The sequence below is a fragment of the Erwinia sp. PsM31 genome, from assembly GCF_030433775.1.
Classification (GTDB): Bacteria; Pseudomonadota; Gammaproteobacteria; order Enterobacterales; family Enterobacteriaceae; genus Erwinia; species Erwinia aeris.
On record NZ_JARUWZ010000006.1, the window covers coordinates 14,503 to 33,032 of the forward strand.

12 protein-coding genes are annotated in these 18,530 nt (G+C 61.0%); 3 read left to right on the plus strand and 9 right to left on the minus strand.

Translation table 11 applies throughout. From position 1 onward, the window contains the following. Positions 1-12: 12 nt before the first annotated feature. The 3 genes from bcsA (QCD69_RS06925) to bcsR are packed head-to-tail and all read right to left on the minus strand — an operon-like array spanning position 13 to position 3,526. Positions 13-2,607, minus strand: coding sequence for a UDP-forming cellulose synthase catalytic subunit (bcsA, locus tag QCD69_RS06925; RefSeq protein WP_253456488.1), 2,595 nt, complete (start codon positions 2,605-2,607; stop codon positions 13-15). Beyond that, positions 2,604-3,332 (minus strand): cellulose biosynthesis protein BcsQ, encoded by a 729-nt coding sequence (gene bcsQ / locus QCD69_RS06930; RefSeq protein WP_301251499.1) that lies wholly within the window; start codon positions 3,330-3,332, stop codon positions 2,604-2,606. Before bcsQ ends, bcsA (QCD69_RS06925) begins: the two co-directional genes overlap by 4 nt. Continuing rightward, complete coding sequence (bcsR, locus tag QCD69_RS06935; protein WP_301251500.1) at positions 3,332-3,526, minus strand: cellulose biosynthesis protein BcsR; 195 nt, start codon at positions 3,524-3,526, stop codon at positions 3,332-3,334. Before bcsR ends, bcsQ begins: the two co-directional genes overlap by 1 nt. 176 nt (positions 3,527-3,702) lie before the next feature. On the opposite strand from bcsR, the gene bcsE reads away from it, so the two are divergent. The 3 genes from bcsE to bcsG are packed head-to-tail and all read left to right on the plus strand — an operon-like array spanning position 3,703 to position 7,066. Then, positions 3,703-5,235, plus strand: coding sequence for a cellulose biosynthesis protein BcsE (bcsE, locus tag QCD69_RS06940; protein WP_301251501.1), 1,533 nt, complete (start codon positions 3,703-3,705; stop codon positions 5,233-5,235). Continuing rightward, the gene (gene bcsF / locus QCD69_RS06945; protein ID WP_253456500.1) at positions 5,232-5,417 is read left to right on the plus strand and encodes a cellulose biosynthesis protein BcsF; all 186 of its coding nucleotides are present in this window, start codon (positions 5,232-5,234) and stop codon (positions 5,415-5,417) included. The genes bcsE and bcsF overlap by 4 nt, the downstream gene beginning before the upstream one ends. Then, positions 5,414-7,066 (plus strand): cellulose biosynthesis protein BcsG, encoded by a 1,653-nt coding sequence (bcsG, locus tag QCD69_RS06950; protein ID WP_301251502.1) that lies wholly within the window; start codon positions 5,414-5,416, stop codon positions 7,064-7,066. Before bcsF ends, bcsG begins: the two co-directional genes overlap by 4 nt. A gap of 32 nt (positions 7,067-7,098) precedes the next feature. Here the strand turns inward: bcsG and QCD69_RS06955 are convergent, their stop codons facing one another. From QCD69_RS06955 to bcsA (QCD69_RS06980), 6 genes are all read right to left on the minus strand, one after another. Then, a complete protein-coding gene (locus tag QCD69_RS06955; protein ID WP_301251503.1) occupies positions 7,099-8,601 on the minus strand; it encodes a T6SS phospholipase effector Tle1-like catalytic domain-containing protein in 1,503 nt (500 codons plus the stop codon). Between the two features lie 243 nt (positions 8,602-8,844). Then, positions 8,845-9,843, minus strand: coding sequence for a glycosyl hydrolase family 8 (locus QCD69_RS06960; RefSeq protein ID WP_301251504.1), 999 nt, complete (start codon positions 9,841-9,843; stop codon positions 8,845-8,847). Positions 9,844-9,854: 11 nt separating this feature from the next. Beyond that, positions 9,855-10,319 (minus strand): cellulose biosynthesis protein BcsD, encoded by a 465-nt coding sequence (gene bcsD / locus QCD69_RS06965; protein ID WP_301251505.1) that lies wholly within the window; start codon positions 10,317-10,319, stop codon positions 9,855-9,857. Further along, positions 10,319-14,068 carry a cellulose biosynthesis protein BcsC gene (locus QCD69_RS06970; RefSeq protein WP_301251610.1) on the minus strand — a complete coding sequence of 1,250 codons (3,750 nt, stop codon included), beginning with the start codon at positions 14,066-14,068 and terminating at the stop codon, positions 10,319-10,321. The genes bcsD and QCD69_RS06970 overlap by 1 nt, the downstream gene beginning before the upstream one ends. Before the next feature lie 2 nt (positions 14,069-14,070). After that, positions 14,071-16,413, minus strand: coding sequence for a cellulose biosynthesis cyclic di-GMP-binding regulatory protein BcsB (gene bcsB / locus QCD69_RS06975; protein ID WP_301251506.1), 2,343 nt, complete (start codon positions 16,411-16,413; stop codon positions 14,071-14,073). Continuing rightward, complete coding sequence (gene bcsA / locus QCD69_RS06980) at positions 16,410-18,506, minus strand: UDP-forming cellulose synthase catalytic subunit (RefSeq protein WP_253456518.1); 2,097 nt, start codon at positions 18,504-18,506, stop codon at positions 16,410-16,412. Before bcsA (QCD69_RS06980) ends, bcsB begins: the two co-directional genes overlap by 4 nt. Between the last annotated feature and the right edge of the window lie 24 nt (positions 18,507-18,530).

Sequence of the window (18,530 nt, forward strand, 5' to 3'; positions counted from 1 at the left end):
ATCAACTTTGCGTCAGTGGATCGTGGGATCGGGTCGCCCTGGGCCCCTCGGGAAAAAGGAAGCCAGCCAGCTGGTCAGACGCGTCAGCCCGGCAAACAGCCCGCGCAGCGGCTGCGGGCCGTACTCCGCCAGGCGCAGATAGCCTTTAAAGCCCAGCACCATAATGTCAGCGAAGCTCTGCATCGGTTTGTCTTCAGGAAAACTGTCCTGCCACAGCGCCCAGGTATCGGCGCGGGCGAAGGTGCACTGGATAAATTCCACGTGCTGCCCGGTAGTCAGCTCATGCAGGCGGATCCCGGCACGGCGGCCAAAGGTACGCTGCACCACACAGGGAAAACTGAATTCCTGCTGGCCTCGCCGCAGCAGCAGCCAGACCTTTTCATGTTCCTTCAGCTGGTTTTCCTCGCGCAGCTCCAGGCCGACGCCGCCGTCGGAGTAGTCGCGCAGCGTGCACGGCAGCATATGGCCATCTTCACGAGCCAGCGCCGCCGGCATGGCGATCTCTACCCTGTGCGCTTCACGCAGCTGGCGCGCCTCGACGGAAACCGCCACCGCGCCGCCCAGGATAATCATGTTGTAAATCACCCAGACCACGCTGACGAGCACCGTCAGGATTTCCGTGGGCGGGCCATAGTTCAGCCGCCAGACGGCAGCTATCAGACCGGCGACGTTAATCAGCACCAGCAGCATATAGGGTCGGGTGATCACCCAGTCGAGATGCTGCTCTTCCACCAGGCCGCCCTTGGCCGTCACGTTGAATTTGCCCTTATGCGGATTGAACAGCGCCACCGTGGTCGGCCGCGCGATATACCAGGCCAGCACCGTTTCGTAGACCTCGCTCCAGAACGAGTGTCGCCAGCGGCCCTGAATACGCGAGTTGGTCAGGCTGGTGTGCAGCATATGCGGCAGCACGAAAATGGCGATAGCCAGCGCGGGGGCAAAAATGATGTAGGCGTGAAAAAGCAGAAAAGCCAGCGGCGCGAGCAGGAAGATCAGCCGGGGAATGCCGGAAAGGAAGTGCAGCATGGCGTTGGCGTAGCAGAGCCGCTGCACCAGCTTCAGCCCTTTGCCCGTCAGCGGATTATCCAGTCGGAAAATCTGCACCATGCCGCGCGCCCAGCGGATGCGCTGCCCGATATGGGCAGACAGGCTTTCTGTCGCCAGCCCGGCCGCCTGCGGAATACGAATATAGGCGGAGGTGTAGCCTTTGCGGTGCAGGCGCAGCGAGGTATGCGCATCCTCGGTCACGGTATCCACCGCGATGCCGCCGATTTCATCCAGCGCGGTACGTCGGATCACCGCGCAGGAGCCGCAGAAAAACGCGGCGTCCCACACGTCGTTGCCGTCCTGCACCAGCCCGTAGAACAGCGTGCCTTCGTTCGGCGTCCGGCGGAAGCGGCCCAGGTTGCGTTCAAAAGGATCGGGCGAGAAAAAGTGGTGCGGCGTTTGCAGCATCGCCAGTTTGGGGTCTTTCACAAACCAGCCCAGCGTCATTTGCAGGAACGAGCGCGTTGGCACGTGGTCGCAGTCAAAAATCGACACGAACTCGCTGCGGCAATGGGTACGCAGTGCGTGGTTGATATTGCCCGCTTTGGCATGTTCATGCGTTGGACGCGCCACGTAGTGCACGCCGATTTTCTCCGCAAAGGCGCGGAACTCCTCTCGATTGCCGTCATCCAGCACGTAAATATTGAGCTTGTCTTTAGGCCAGTCGATACCCAGCGCGGCGTACAGCGTGGGCTTCACCACGCTCAGCGGCTCGTTATAGGTCGGCACCAGCAGATCCACCGTCGGCCAGCTGCTGATATCTTCCGGCATGGACACCGGCGGACGATTAAGCGGCCACAGGGTCTGAAAATAGCCGAGGATCAGCACCACCCAGGCATAGGTTTCCGCCGCGATCAGCAGCACGCCGAAAGTCAGGCTCAGCGGATCGTCCCAGTTCAGCGTCGAGGTGTAGCGCCACCACAGATAGCGGCAGGAAATCGTCAGCGACAGCACGATCAGCATCATGGTCGACAGGCGGCCAGGGATGCGCCGTACCACCATCGCCACGCCCCACAGCAGCGCGACAAAGATAAACTGCGTAAAGAGATCGAACGGCTGCGAGATGCAAAGCAGCGCCAGCGCCGTAGCGATCGCAATCGCCACGCCGAACAGCGCTTTACGCAGCGTTGGCGGCACGCGACGCAGCTGGCGTTCAACCCGCTTTTCCATGTCGCGCGCGGCCGCTTTTTCCGGCAGCTTGTCCAGCCAGTTATAGAAGCGCTGGCGCGGCGTTCTCAGGGTATAGCGGCCTGCACGCTCGCTGAGCGAGACGCCGTTAAAAGGAACCACCAGCAGCAGCCACAGCGTTTGCAGCAGATAGCGTAAAATATCCGCAGGATGCGGCCTTTCCGGCGAAATATGCGGATAAAGGCGGCGACGCTGCGCCTGAACCCGCTGCCAGGCTGGCGTTTCAAAACGGAGAAAGGCCCAGCCGAGCGTGACCCAGAAGCACTGGAGCGCGGCGGTTGCCGCCGACGCGCCGTGTTGGCGATAGCCCGCATAGCGTTCGTGCAGCGCCGCCGTTGCGGCGGGCATCAATAGCCAGTGCAGCGACCTCATGCGCGCGCCTGCAGATTAATCAGCGCCCAGCTGGCGAAGGTCATCATGCCTTCCGCTGCCAGGCTGTGTGGCCGGTATTCGCCCAGCGGCTGCTTGCTCATCAGCGCTTCCGCCACCGCTTCATCACGATGCAGGGTTAAAGGAATAAAGTTGTCCAGGCTGTTGACCCAAAGCTGATGCAGATCCTGCTGCGCCTTGCTGACCGGGGAAAACTGATTGAGCAGAAACAGCGTGTTGGTGGGGAAAGTTTGCTGAAACAAACGAATATGACAGTTAGCGTCCGGCGTCACCACGCTAAGGATATGGTCGGCCAGCGCCACCATGGCTCGCGTCCAGGGCGTATCGCCAGAGGGCACGTCGAGCAGGATCCAGGGGTAGAGCTTTCTTAACGCGTCGATTTGCGTCAGCCAGGCGTGGGCGTATTTTTCCGGATGGCGAATAAAATCCATCCGTTCATCGTCGTTAAGCCGCCCCGCAGGCACAAAATCCAGCCCCGGCGCGTAGCGCAGCGCGCTCTGCTGCCACGGCTGCCCGTCCATGGCCGCCCGCAGCCAGCCGCGCGACTGCCCCACCGGCATATTAAAGTGCATCCGCAGCAGATTATCGGCCGATAAATCGACGGTAATGACCTGTTCGCCCAGCTGATTGAGCGCCCAGGAAAAAGCAGCGGTCAACGATGTCGCCCCGGCGCCGCCTCTGACGCTCTGTAGCGCAATCACCGCCATTACTGCTCTCCGGACGGCGTAGGATCGGCCAGCTCGGCCAGCAGCGGCCAGCGGTCCAGGATCCCGGCCAGCCTTTCCTGGCGATCGATATCGATATAGCGCCAGTTCTGTAGCGAAAAAGCGCGTTCCAGTTGCGCAATATCGTCCTGGGTTCCACGCGCCAGCGGCCGCGTTTTGTCAGACTGTTGACTCATAGAGATAGCCCCAGAAGGCAGCAAAAAATTCCCCCCGAGCAAGAAAATTCTTAGGTCGGGTGCAGGTCGGTTTGCTATAAGTTGTAATGTATATTAGCCAGAATACAATGATGCTACTTCATTTTTTAACTGGACTACACTCTAGCCGTAGAACAAGCCGGGTTGCGAAATATCTTATGACACCTCCATTTACGTTAGGATTTGAACAGGTCAGAGATGAGTTGATGCTGATGCAGCCGTCGGGATGTTACTGGCTGACGGCCAACCGTCAGGAAGACGCCCGTTGTCTGGCCCGTCAGTGTATCGCCGCGCAGCATACCGTTACGCTGATAGCGTCAGGCCTGGCACCGGATACGCTGCTTTCGCCCGCGCCCGTCGGCGGGCCTGCGGCCATCCCGCTTTTCTCTCTGCCGGAGACCCGTCGGGCGCTGCACGCTTTTACCGACGATCTGGCTCGCGTGTTGTCAGAAAAACCTCGTCTGGTCCTGTTTTTTGCCCCCGCTTCCCTGTGGGAAAAGTTAACTCAGGACGAGCTGCGGCTGTGGACAAAAAAGATACAACACTTTCTTAATGCTAAACCCATCACGCTGCTAATCATTAGCTTTGGTTCAGTAATCAACGCGCTGCGCACCCGGCTGCAAAGTCTTTATCGTCATGTCGATGGCCTGGCGCAGCTGGACTGGCAGCAGGACTGCTGGGATTACCGCATCAACTGGTGGGCCAATAGCGGCGGAATGCTGGCCGATCGCGCATTACGTCTGGATCTGAATATGGACCAGTTCAGACTGTTGGAGGCAGAGCAAAGCACGCCGCTGACGCTGAACGACGAAGCGCTCTATCTGGCGGAGAAAACAGTACTGGAAGGCGCGCCGCCGTTGTCGAGCCAGTGGACGCTGTTTGACAGCAATGCGGAACTGCACAACCGCGCACAGCAGGCCAGCGCGGCAACGGTGATTTTCAGCCTACAGCATAACGACCAGATCCCGGCGCTGGCGGAACAGATCCATAGCCTGCGCCGCACGCGCGGCAGCGGGTTGAAAATCGTGGTGCGGGAAATGCGGGCGTCGCTGCGCTACAGCGACGAGCGGCTGCTGCTGGCCTGCGGCGTCAACAGCATCGTGCCGATCAACGCCACCATGTCGCGCTTTCTGACCATGCTGGAAGGCATTCAGGGACAATCCTATAACCGCCACGTGCCGGGCGATCTCAGCGCGCTGATGAAGTCGATGCAGCCTTTGCAGGCGCGTGGCTATCTGCCGCTGGCGGACTTTTGCCAGTCGGTGACGCTGCTGGTGAACAATACGCTGCTGCCGGAAAACGGCAAAGGGCTGCTGGTGGCGCTGCGTCCCGTGCCGGAGCTGAAGCCGGAGCAGGCGCTGACGCTGTGCAAGCCGCGTCGCTACGGCGATCTGGTTACCCTGCTGGACGACCGGCTCTATCTGTTTCTCTCCTCCTGCCGCTTCAGCGATTTGAATACCGCACTGAAATTTATTTTTCATCTGCCGCACGACGAGATTTTTACCAACCGGCTGGTCTGGCATGAAGACTTGCAGATCCTGTCGGAAGTCCGCCAGCTGACCAGCAAGGTGCCGACCGCCTGGCGGGATGCGCCCGCGCCTGTCGCCGCGCCGTCGGCGTCGGCCGTGACCGCTCCGCAGGCGCGCCGTCAGCCGCACAATATCACCCTTGGCCAGGACACCACGACATGACGTTAATGGATGGAGTGCAAATCCTGATCCTGGCGGTGCTGCTGCTGCTGTTACTGAAACCCTTTTACGCCCGCTGGCTGCCCAGGCAGTGGCGGGGACTGGTGCTGCGGGTCACGCCGCCTCGCGCGCTGAAGTACGAAGGCCTCTGGCGGCGTAACTCTTCAAAATCGGATAAGACATGAGTCAACCAAAGACCCGAAAGCCGACGCTCCTGCTGCACTGGCGCGGTCTCGGCGGCTGGAATTTCTATTTCCTGATCAAATTCGCGCTGCTGTGGTTTGGTTATCTGAATTTCCACGCCCTGACCAACCTGGTATTTCTGGCATGGCTGCTGCTGCCGCTGCCCAACGAGCGGCTGCACCGCTGGCGCAACTGGATCTCCGTTCCCATCGGCCTGGGCCTGTTCTGGCACGATACCTGGCTGCCCGGCCCGCAAAGTATTCTCAGCGAAGGCAGCCAGCTGGCCGGTTTCTCCGGCGCCTATCTGCTGGATCTGGTTAACCGTTTCGTTAACTGGCAGATGATTGGCGCCGGGTTCGTGATGCTGGTGATCTATCTGTTTGTCTCCCAGTGGGTGCGCGTGTCGGTGCTGGTGTCGCTGATGCTGCTGTGGATCAACGTGGTCAATATGGCCGGGCCTTCCTTCGCGCTGTTGCCGACCAAAGAGGCGACGCCGCCGGTGGCGCTGAATACCGCGGCGCAGCCGAACAAAGCCGCGGCCAACGCCAACGCGATGGATCAGTCGGCGCCGCCGACCAGCGCCAACCTGACCGCCTATCTGAATAAGTTTTACGCCAGCGAAAAACAGCGCGTAACGACTTTTCCCGACACGTTGCCTGCCGATTCAGCGCCGTTCGATATTCTGATCGTCAACATCTGCTCGCTCTCGTGGTCCGATGCGGAAGTGGCTCAGCTACGCGATCATCCGCTGTGGAAGCATTTCGATATCGTGCTGAACAACTATAACTCCGCTACCGGCTACAGCGGCCCGGCGGGGATCCGTCTGCTGCGCGCCAGCTGCGGCCAGACCTCGCACAGCGATCTTTATAAGCCGACCGATCGCCGCTGCTATCTGTTCGATAACCTGGCAAAGCTGGGCTTTAAAGAGCAGCTGATGATGGATCATACCGGCGTGTTCGGTAACTATTTGCAGGAGCTGCGCGACGATGGCGATCTGCAGGCGCCGCTGATGTCGCAGGCCGGTATCAGCGCGTCCTGGACCTCGTTCGACAGCACGCCGGTCTTTAACGACGGCGAACTGATGCAGCGCTGGCTGGATGAACGGCAGAAGAGCGCGGACGCCCGCACCGCCACCTTCTATAACCTGATCCCACTGCACGACGGCACCCGCGAGCTGGGCAGCACCAAAACCGCCGCCTGGCAGCCGCGCGCTAAGCTGCTGTTCGATCAGCTTGATACCTTCCTGACCAATCTGGATAAATCGGGTCGTCGGGTAATGGTGATGATCGTGCCGGAGCACGGCGCGGCGCTACAGGGCGATAAAATGCAGATGTCCGGCCTGCGCGATATCCCCAGCCCGAACATCACGCACGTGCCCGTCGGCATTAAGTTTGCCGGGATGAAAGCGCCGCACCAGGCGCAGCCGATGACCGTGGAGGCGCCGACCAGCCTGCTGGCGCTCTCCGATCTGGTTTCCCGCGTGGTGGACGGCCAGGTGTTCAACGCCGCCAACGTCAATATGTCGGTGCTGACCGAAAACCTGCCGCAAACGCAGGTGGTGTCGGAAAACGACAACGCGGTGGTGATGATGTATCAGGGCAAGCCGTGGATCCGGCTGAACGGCGGCGACTGGGTGGCCTATCCGCAATAGCGGAAGGGGCATCGGCCGATGCCCCTTTTTGCTCAGGTCATTTTTTTGCCGTTAAGATCGTACACCGTGCGCCGCCAGCGGTTATCGGGACGATTAACGAAAGCCCCCTGCTCAACCGGCCTGACGGCATGAATAATGTTGCCGTCAGCATCGGTTTGCACCTCGTTCCAGTTGGCCGAACAGTGCAGATAGTCTGCCGCCAGTAAAGCGATTTCCTCCTCGCTGAAGCCGACCGCTTCCCGCCCGTGGCGAGCGGCATGGCTCAGCGCCAGCGCTTTGTCACACAGCGGCAGCAGCTTATCCGGTAGCGCCAGCGCCTGGTCGGCTTCATCAATAGCGGTAAATACCACGCCCGCCGCCCGGGCCGCCTCCATCATCACCCTCAGCGCCACTTTCGCCCAGTCGTTGCGCACGGTGCGCCGCAGTACCGCCGCCGCGCCGCTGCGTTTTTGCAGCATTCCGTAGCGATCGGCGGGCATCCTGTCGTCAAACCAGCTGCGTATTTCTACCTCGCCGTTATCAACGTAAGGCGCAATCGCCGGATAGCCGCGCAGGGCCTCCAGCGCTTTGCTGGCGGCGCGGTAGACCCTGGTCTCTTCGTCCGGGGTAGAGAGCGGCACGGTTTCAAACTGCGGGCGGGTCAGAAAACAGCTTTCCTGTTCGACAGCGTGATAGCCGCCGCCGATATCCGAATGGGCGCCCGGCAGCGCCACCTCAGGCCAGGCAGGCCGCACGCTGTTCAGCGCGAAGTTAAAGCGGCATTCGTGCTGCGCGGTAAGATGAAAGACTTTCTCCGCCACGCCGGGCCGCAGCGCCAGATTGACGTCGCCGCTGTCCGCGCTGTTAGGGTTCAGACCGTTCGCCAGCGTCGCCACGGCGGCTACCGTATCAAAGAGGCCCAGAAAACGGGTTTTCCCGGCTGGCGAACCGCGATATTCCACGCCCTCCAGCCCTCTTTCGATCGCTTCAATAAGGGCGCTGTCGCCATTAAACACGCGGTTGGCAAAATGGCGCGCGGCGGCGGCGCCCCGGCTGAAGCCGAAAAGATCGAATTGCAGCTCGTTGATAACCAGGTTCGGCTGGCGGATAGCGTAATTGCGCAGCGCCTCAACCAGCGCGGCAACGGCTTTGTTGGTTTTCGCCACGATGCCCCGGCTGCCCGTGCCGAACGCCATATTCAGCGCCCTGTCCGCCGCGCCCGCTTCCGTGCCGATGCCGTCGATATAAAGACGCTGCTGGCTCTGCCCACCCGCAAGGTCGGTAGCGTACAGCGAATGCAGCCGATGGATGTTGGTGTAGTGACCAATATGGCTGCCGAGGGCGCTATCGCGAAAGCCCAGCGTCTGCTTTGCGGCCTGCCGCCAGGCCGCCAGCGCTTCGCTGTCCTCCGGCGCAGGGCCGCCCGTCTCCAGACTGCTGCGGGCGTTCAGCGCGTTATTGCCCGTGCCGTCAAAAAAGATGCCGAGGGTAAGAGTGACGACGGCTTGCTGCTGTGCGCTCTGGTCGTCCGCAGAGGCGCGCAGTAGCAGGCTCATCTGGGTATCCGGTCAGTTTCAGGGGCGGCCAGTAAGCCGCTATAGCCGGATCAATACAAGGGATTTACCGTCGCCAATTTTGCCGGGCACGCGGTAAAAATTAGTAGGGTATTCAAATCGTTAATTATTTCAGGCGGGGAAGGAGGTGGACGGTATCGCCGAAGAGAACGCGCACGACGGTAGACGGGAAACCTTCCGCAACAGACGGGCCGTTGCGGAAGGTCAATCGTCACGGAAAGGATATTACTGGCTCTTATAAGCCAGCCAGGCCAGCAGCTGCAGGCTGGCAGAGTAATAATCCTGATCCTCCGTCAGCTGGTCGCTGAGGTAGCCGGTCTGATTCAGGGTTAAATCACGCACCGCCAGCAGGCCGCCAGCCATATTGTAAGGCGCCTTATTACCGTTGCTGACGTCGATCCACGCGGGCGTTTTATCACGCGCGAAGCCCGTCCAGAAATGCTGGAAAGGCACCAGCTGCAGGCTCTGCGCATCGTACCAGTAGAGATAAAGCGGCACGCGGATAGCATCGTAAGAGAAGCGCGGCGGCCAGCCAATGCCGGGCGCGACGCTGCCGTCAGCGTTCAGCGCTACCCAGTCGGTTGGCAGCGCGGCGTCGCCGAAACGCATTTTCGGCAGCAGATCCATCCCGCTGTCGATCAGGTTCGTCCACACCTTAAGATGGCTGCGCGCGGCAAAATCCCGCCAGGCCGGGAACAGGAAATAAGAAGGATTCAGCACCACGTAGCTGGTTTTATTAAACCCCCGATCGCCCGGCAGCATCACGGTGTGGCCCGCGTAGGTAATCACTTCTTTGGCGACAATGGCGCGCTGAATAGCATCGGACGCCTGCAGCCAGGCGTTGTTCTGCCATTTCTGGCCCGCTTGCAGCAACGCCCAGGCGATCAGCACATCGCCGTCGGAGGCGCTGTTCTTATCCGCTACGGGATCGGTCGCGTCAGGCACGTATTTCCAGTAGAACAGCCCATTTTGCGGGTTTTTCAGGTGCTTTTGCGTCCAGTTCCACAGGTTAGCGAAGCTTTCGCGATCGTTATTGGCCACCGCCAGCAGCATGCCGTAGCCCTGGCCTTCGGTGTGGCTGATATTTTTGTTGCCGGTATCCTGAATACGGCCTTCACTGGTTAAAAAGCGGCTTTTAAAGGTGCTCCAGCCGTCGGCGGCGCTGGCCTGCATACAGCCCAGCACCATTACAATCATCAATACGCTCGCCCTGAGCAGAGTCATGGATAGATTCCTTACAGCTGATAGCGAAAAGTAGCAGTCGTGCTGCCGGTATCGAGGTAGGTCAGCGAAACGGTCGGGCTGCCGCCCTGCTCGCCCAGCCAGCGGGCGTAGAGGCCGCTCAGCACCGCGCCCAGCGCCTGCCGCCACTGTCGGTCATCCATCTGACCGCCTGCCGACGGCAGGGCCATATGGTGGATCAGCATCGCGGTTTCATGCGGCTGCACGTCGACAAAACCCCAGTTAAAGCGCGCCAGTGCCAGATTGATCTGCTGTTCCAGCTCGCCAACGGTGCGCGCCGCGCCCAGCGGATAACGACCGGCCAGGCTGTCGCCCATCTGCCGTAAAAACGCGTGGCTTTCCTGCTCGCCCGCGTTGTTCAGCATGCCGTTAATCATCAGGCTCAGCAGATCGAACCAGCCGGGCTGATACTGCTGCTGGCGGTAGTAGTTCAGGGTACGTTCCTGAAATTCACTCATTATTTGTCTCCGAGCCTGTAGCGGAAGTAAAGTTGAGCCGTGCTCTCGTTGTAGTCACCAAAGGTGTCGTAACCCAGCTGACCGCCAACGGTGACGTCCTTGCTGACCTTATAATCCGCGCCCGCATGAAGATTATAGCCAATGCCGTTTTTACTGCCGCCCGCGTAGTAAGCCTCGGTGGCGTAACCGGCGTCATAGTAGCTTTGCAGCTCTGCCTGTTTGCCCGGATCGGTCGGGAAGTAGGCGCTGCGATCCTGGGAGTAAGACTGATAGCCCATGGAACCGCCCACTTTCACCTTCAGATCGTCGTAGTTTTTGCTCCAGTCCACCGGGAACGACACGGCTACGAAATCCTGCGGGCTGAAGTAGCCACCCTGGCCGTAGCTGTAGTAGCTGAGGTTCTTTGAGAAATCCATCCAGCTCATGCTGATGCCGGTTTTCAGCTCGCTGTTACCGTCGTGATAAGGACGTACGTAGGCGCCGGCCGTGCCGTTCAGGCTCTGGTTGCTGGCAACGTTCTCACCGATATAGCTGTAGCCGCCTGCGCCAACATAAAAACCGGCGTCGCCGTTGTCATAGCTCAGCAGCGCGTTGCCGCCGTTTTTGGTGACGGCGCCCCATTTTTTACCGCTCAGCTTGTCTTCGGTGCCGACATAAGAGAGCAGGCTGTCGGTGACGGCGCGCCGTTCGCCGGTCAGGATCAGCGTCAGATAGTCGGTGAGCTTCGGCGACCACTGGATGCCGCCCACCAGCGTGCTGAGATCCTGGCCCAGCGGCGTCGATCCCAGGTCGATCTTAAAGTTGTCATTGGTCAGGCCCAGGTTGACCTCTACACCGGAGGCGGTCTGCGATCCTGGCGAGTTGAGCAGCACGGCCGAAGGCGCGCTGTTATTCGCCTGGGCGATGCGGCCCTGCTCCAGCGCCTGGGTGCCGACGCGCGCGAGCGACGTGCCCGACGCGCTGCCCGCGTTCAGCGTCACCGGCGTCAGCGTAAAGTTGAAGCGCGTATCGCCGTAAGGCACGCTTGACCAGCTCAGCGGCGCTTTGGCCTCGGTCAGCTTGCTCAGGCCCGTTTCGCCGTCGCGTCCTCTGACCTGCACACCGCCCTGCGCCCAGCTGCCGGTACGTTCCTGTAAGCCGTCTATCATGGTATCGATCTGGTGCAGCGTTCGCGCCTGCTGTGAGGCTGCTTCGGTGTCGGCACCATTACCCGTCGGCGCCTGCTGCCACGGCATTACGCCGCCGTAGGCGGAAGGCGATTTGCGCGCTATCAGCGTGGTGCGATCCACAAACGGGTTATCCGCCAGCGCCATGCCACCAATCACCGGCGTCGGGCCACCCTGCACACCTATCATCCTGCCGCGCGCGCTGCGCAGATAAGCCAGCGCCTGCTGGTGGTCGCCGTCGGCTTCGGCCACGCGCGCCATCAACAGCAGGCGCTCCGGCGTCTGTTCGCCCTGTAATCCCGCCATCAGCGCTTTGGCTTTCGCCAGGTCGTGCGTCGCCAGCGCCACGTCGATAGCGCCCACGCGCGCATCCTGCATTGGCGTGTCGCGGGTCATCAGGTAGTCATAAACCACGCCCGCTTCTTTGTTCATTTTGCCGGACTGATAAAGGCGGCCCATCGCAAACATCAGATCGCTGTTCTGCGGATCGCGCTGCAGCGCGCCGATCAGCTTGTCGTAGGCCGCCGCATATTTGCCCTGAGTGCGCAGACGGTCGGCTTCGTTGATCAGATAGCCGTTCTGGATACCGGCCAGCTGGTCTGGCGTACTGTTAGCCTGAAGCGTCGGGCTGCTCAGGAAGCTTTGCGCTTCGCCGCTCAGTCCGGCCTGGTTCAGCACCGCGACCTGAAGCGCGTAATCGCCCGCGTTGCCCTGCACGCCGCGCTGCATATTGCCGCGCACCACGGCGACAGCCGCATTGAGATCGCCCGCGTCGGCCAGCCCTTTCGCCAGGCTGCCCGCATCCGCCGGGTTGGTTGGCGGATTCACCGTCAGCGCCCGCAGCGTGTTGGCCGCGGCGGCCGTCGATCCCTGCGCCAGATACTGCTGCGCGACCGCCATTTGCAGATTGAAGTTCACGCGGCGAGAAAGTTCACGCATGTCGCCGTTCTGCTGATGAACGCGCGCCAGCAGCGACTGCGCCTGCTGCCAGGCACCGCTTTCGCTGGCGAACAGCGCGGCGGCATAGATTTCACTGCTGCCGGCGCTGGCGCGGAAAGCGGGCTGCATCACGCCAGCCGCCTGCGCGGTATCGCCCTGCTGCTGATAAAGGCGAGCCAGGTCAAGCCGCAGCCAGGCATCGTTCGGAAAACGCTGCATCCCGGCGGACAGCAGCGCAATAGCCCGCTGAGGATGGCCGGACTGCGCCGCCTGTTTGGCTTCGCGGCGCAGCGGATCGCTGGTAACACCGGGACGCGGCGCGACGCTGGCCCGCACGCTTTCCGGCAGCGCGGCGAGCAGCGCGTTGGCCTCGCTGCCCCGGTTCTGCTGGCGCAGCACGTAAAACAGGCCTTCCTTCGCCGGACGGTTATCCGCATCGCTTTGCAGAATGGCGCGATAGGTTTGTTCGGCGGCGTCCAACTGATTGTTGCGGCGCTGCACGTCCGCGCGGAACAGCTTCGCCGCCATGCCTTTTTCGCCTTCCGCCTGGCTCAGCGGCTCGCTCAGGCTCAGCGCCTGCGCGACGTCGCCCGTCTTCAGCGCCTGCTGCGCGGCGGCCAGCTGGCCGTAGAAACGGGCATCGGCAGCCTGCTGCTGGCGCTGCTGGCCGTTATCGCCGCCCTGCTTCGCCGCGCGTTCGAGGTAGTCGGCGGCCGCCGCATAGTTGCCGCTGCGCTGCGCCACATAGCCCAGCCCCGCCAGCGCGTCGGCGTCTTCGGGATTGGCCTGCAAGACATGATCGAAGGCGTTCTGTGCACCGGACACGTCGCCGCTGTTCAGCGCGGTAAAGCCTTCGCCTTTTTCCGCACCGCCCGCGTTTTTACGGAAATAGTCCATTACCGCGCTGTCCTGAGGATGGCGCTGCTGCCATGCCTGGTAGAGCGGCGCATCTTCCGGCTTCGCGGCCAGCCACAGCATCGCCTGGCGCAGCGAGCGATCGGCATCGTCATTGCCCTCTGCCATGCCGCTTAACGTCTCCATGCCTTCGCGTCGGGTGGCGGCGTCGTAGGTCAGCGCCTTGCCCAGCGCCAGCCTGGCACCGGTATCCTGCGGATGGGCAGCGGCGAACTGGCGCAGCGCGTCAACCGCCTGCGGCAGCAGCGTGCGGTCGCCCGCCATCGTCAGATAGTATTCGGCGGCCACGCTGGCCGGCGGCTCATTGCCGCTGAAGGTGTTGCGCCAGGTTTGCAGCGAGGCGGCGATATTGCCGCTGCGGGCCTGCTGACGCGCCAGCGCCAGCTGCGCCGCAGGGATGGACTGAAGCTGACGGGCGTTATCCAGCTCGCTCAGCCGTGTATCCTCTGGCGACGCTTTGCTGAGCCGCTCGCGGAAGGCGGACGCCGTTGTTTTATCGCCGCTCTGCTGTGCCCACAGCGCCATCAGATACAGAGCCTGGACGTTATTGCCGTCCACCATCAGCACCTTATTCAGCGCGTCACGCGCCAGCTCGTCATGCGCCTTCTGATGCCAGTAGTTAGCCTGGTCGAACAGCGCCTGCAGGGCCGGATTAGCGCCGGTGGAAGCCGCGCCCGCCGCCAGCGTAATGCACGGCAGGCCCAGCGCGATAAGCGTTTTGATCGTCATAGTCATTTTTTCTCGCCCGGCGTCTGCCGCTCGTGCTGCGGATTCAGCCGTTTCCAGGCGTGCCGCTTCAGCAAAATAAAGGTGCTCAATCCCACTATGGTGGAGAGCAGCAGCGCTATCAGCGCCAGCACGACCGCGTGCTGGCTGGCATACCACACCACCATCATGTACCACGGCATTTCCCCGCTCGGGAACTGCGCGCCGACGCGGAAACTGCGGATGCCGTTTTCGCCGGTGATTATCGCGGTATCGCCCCGGATCCCGGCGTTAATGCGCTGCAATTTCAGGTCATTATGCAGGCTCGCCAGCTGCGCATCGTCGGTCGCTACGGTCGCCACCACCACGTGTGAAGGGCTCCACGGCGAGCGATAGCTGATAAAACCGCGCCAGTCTTCGTTAGAAGAGAAATAGCGATCCGCATCCACCGCCTGGCGACTCCAGTCGCCGGCCAGCCAGCCGCGCAGGTTATCCAGCAGCGTCGGCTCTTTCACGCCCAGGGTGTGGCCGTTTACTTCAAACGGCGAATGCCGCAGCAGCGCCTGGTTGAAGTCGCTTTGCGCCAGCGTGGAGAACGCCAGCACGTCGCTGTTGCGCAGCCAGTCAGGCTTGCCGGCGGGCACGCCGAACAGCACGCGGTTGCCGCTCAGCGCCACGCCGGTAGCGCTACCGGCACGTCCCGCCATATCCAGCAGCGCGCCGATCTCCGCATCGCTGGGCGAGGCAGGCAGCAGCAGCACGGTTTGCGAATAGTCAGCAAAGCGCGTAAACGGAAAAGCGGCGCCGACAAAATAGGAAAGATTCGGCAGCAGAGTGAAGTGGCGCGTATGGCTCAAATCGATCCAGGCGTCATCCTCGATGCGGCTTTTGATGTTGTTATTGGTCAGTACGCTGCACGGCGCGCTGGCCTTCGGCTTGATGTTGAAATAGAGCTGGAGCTGGTTGTCGCCGTAAATCAGATAAGGGTCGAACTTCAGGGTGTATTTCTCCTGACGCGCGTCGCCGCCCAGCCGGTGCCAGATGTTTTCCAGCAGCCCGACTTTATTTACGGTCAGATTGCGCAGGAAGGTGCCGTTCAGACTGACGTTGAGGAAGGAGTTATCTTCATCAATCCAGCTTTCCGACGGGAAACGATAGTTCAGCTGCACCGGCACCGTTTCGCCATCCCACAGAAATAAATCAGGCGCGGCGCGGAAGTTTACCTTCAGGGCATCGTGCCAGATGCCGGTAGTGGTCAGGCTTTGATCCTTGCGCAACAGCTCGCTCAGGCGCACCGGCCGATCGGTGTTGATCCAGCGCGGCGCGTCATAGGCCTTGCTCGCGGGAATAGCCTGGCGGCCGACCGCCAGCGAGTCGCTGTCGACGCTCAGCGGCTGGGTAAGTCGCCACGCGGCCTGACGCAGATCGTCATCATTATTGCCGATCACCAGCATCAGCTTGTAAACCGGGTTAATCGGGTTATCGACCATCTGCAACGTCGGTCCGTTCACCTGCGGCACGGTTAGGCCTGCGATGGTTTCGCCTGGCTTCGCGAAGACAATGCCGTTTTTCTCCGGCATATCGTTACGCAATACCGGGAAGTTGACGCCGCGATAGTCGGTCTGGATCCCCAGCCAGGAGGAGACGGTCGCCGCCGCGCTGACTTTGCCCGGCGTGACGGCCGCGCCAAACACCATCGCGATGCTGGCGGGCGTCATGCGCTGCGCATCAATAAACGGGCGTGGGAAATTGCGCAATTTATTGCCGATATTCAGCTGCTGCCCTTCAAGCGCCAGCGTGGTGGCAGGCAGAATAGTCACCTGATAGCGATCGTTATCGCGCTCGCACAGCAGCCGATCCGCGTCGTTGATCTTAAAGCTCAGGTTGTTGCTGGACACCACCATCGCGGCCGGAATATCCAGCTGATACTCTTCGCTGGCGCTGTCGGAAGCGCTCAGCGGCAGCGTGCCCAGCGGCTGACCGTTCAGCATCAGCTGCATGGAAGCGTTGCGCGCCGCCAGCGCTTTGGAGACCCTGAGCGACAGATTCAGCCGCGCATTAGTGATCACCTCATCAGCGGGCAGCGTAAAGACAATGCCGGACTGCAGCTGGCTGCCGGTCAGCAGAATGCCGTTGGCCTGGCCCATCTGCGCCACGGAGATGGTGCTGGTCAGCGGCTGATTCAGCAACGCCACCGGCGCGGCGTTATCGGCGATGGGCGGCAGCGGCGGCAGATCTTCTGCCGCTCCGGTTCCAGCCGGCGGCGGGATCTGCGACAGCGCGCTGCTGTCCTGCGTCACGCTGTCGGCGGCATACGCCTGTCCCAGCGTCATTACGCCAAGACAAAGGATGGCTAAAAGCTTTTTCATGCCGCGCTATCCTCATTGGCCTTGAGTGCCTGACGTTTGGCGCGCCGGTCTTTCCAGGTGAGCCAGAACAGTTCGAAGACGGTGCGGACGATGGTCAACAGCGAACGCAGCGGCTTGTCCTTCGGCCCTTCCGGCTTGATCCACGCATCGGCGCGAGCGAGCACCACGCGCACCAGTTCACGACGGCGCGACAGCGGGATTTCAGCAAATTGCAGGCGGATCACGCCGTCATCTGCGCCAATCGTGCTGACAGGAAGCGAGATCGCGCCGGAGTGCAGCATCAAATCGATCGCCTCAATAACATCCGTTTCATGACGGCTGTCCGGCGCCGTGACCTGCACGCCGCCCATAGAAAGGTTCACCGTGGTGGAGCGCGACGAAATGCCGCTGGCGTAATGCATGATCACCGGAATATCGACGTCGATACGAATGGTTTTGCGCGTCTGTTTGGTTTCACGCGCCACGGCAATTGCGGCCATCAGAATAATCAGGCTGAACAGCGCCCAGCCGACGTTAAGCGCGATAACGTAAGGATCGACGCCAAAATAGTTATGCGCTGCGGCGCGCACGACGCCGCTGACCACGCCCGCCAGCAGCAGGGCGGCGCAGATTACGTGCGGACGCACGATGTTAAAGTCGAAAAAGCCGGTATTCAGCAGGCCGCCTTTGTCGGTGACGTTGAATTTGCCGTGCTTCGGCGAAATCATGGTCAGCAGCGTGGGGATAACCAGATGGAAAGCCATCACCGTTTCGTAGATCTCGCCCCAGAAGGTGGCGCGGAAACGTCCGTTCATCCTGGAGTTGACGTACAGCGACATCACCAGATGCGGCAGCACGTAGGCGAAAATCAGGCTGGCGGAAGAGTGAATAATATTCAGGTCAAACAGCAGGTAAGCCAGCGGCGCGGTCAGAAAGATCACGCGCGGCAGGCCAAACTGGAAGTGCAGCATGGCGTTCAGGTAGCACAGACGCTGCTGCCACTTCAGACCGCGCCCCAGCAGCGGATTATCGACGCGGAAAATCTGCGTCATGCCGCGCGCCCAGCGGGTACGCTGAATAATATGCAGGCCCAGACGTTCGGTCGCCAGACCGGCGGCCAGCGGCAGCGCCAGGAAAGCGGATTTCCAGCCGCGACGCTGCATTTTCAGGGCGGTATGCGCATCTTCGGTCACGGTTTCGGTGGCGAAGCCGCCGATCTCTTCCAGCGCGCTGCGGCGGATAACCGCACAGGAGCCGCAAAAGAAGGTCGCGTTCCAGTTATCGTTGCCCTGCTGAACCGGGCCATAGAACAGCGCGCCTTCGTTCGGGATTTCACGCGCGGCCTTCAGGTTACGCTCGAAGGGATCCGGCGAATAGAAATAGTGCGGCGTTTGCAGCAGCGCCAGCTCGGGATCTTTCAGGAAAGGCGCGACGGTGGCCTGCAGGAACGTTCGGGTCGCCACGTGGTCGCAGTCAAAAACGGTAATCAGCTCGCCTTTGGTGATGGTCATCGCGTGATTCAGGTTGCCCGCCTTGGCGTGGCGGTTGTCGTCGCGCGTGATGTAGCCCACGCCGACATCGGCGGCGAAAACCGCGAACTCGCTGCGCTTGCCGTCGTCCAGCAGATAAATTTTGAGCTTGTCGCGAGGGTAATCGATGCACTGCGCGGCCAGCACGGTATCACGCACCACGTCCAGGCTTTCGTTATAGCTCGGCACGTAAATATCGACGGTCGGCCACAGGCTGATATCATCCGGCATCGGCTCAATGGTTCTTTTTAACGGCCATGACGTTTGCAGATAGCCTAAAAGCAAAATTACCCAGACATATACCTCGGCAATAAATAAGCCGACGCCCAATATAGCTTCGATTTCGGAATTAAAAGCCAGGGTCTCCGTCGCGCGCCAGTATATATAGCGCGTTGACATCAAGGCCGAAAGAAACACCATTACCATGGTAATTTTACGGCTTTTGCTGAGGCCCAGCACGAAAAGAAGGGCGATGGCGATCAGGCCGAAAATATATTGTTTCTGGCTGTCCATCGGCGTGATAACAATCACTGCGGCCAGCGGAAATAATATCAGCAGCTGCAGGTAATACAGGACTTTTTTCATAAGTCATCCTGAAAACAAAACGAG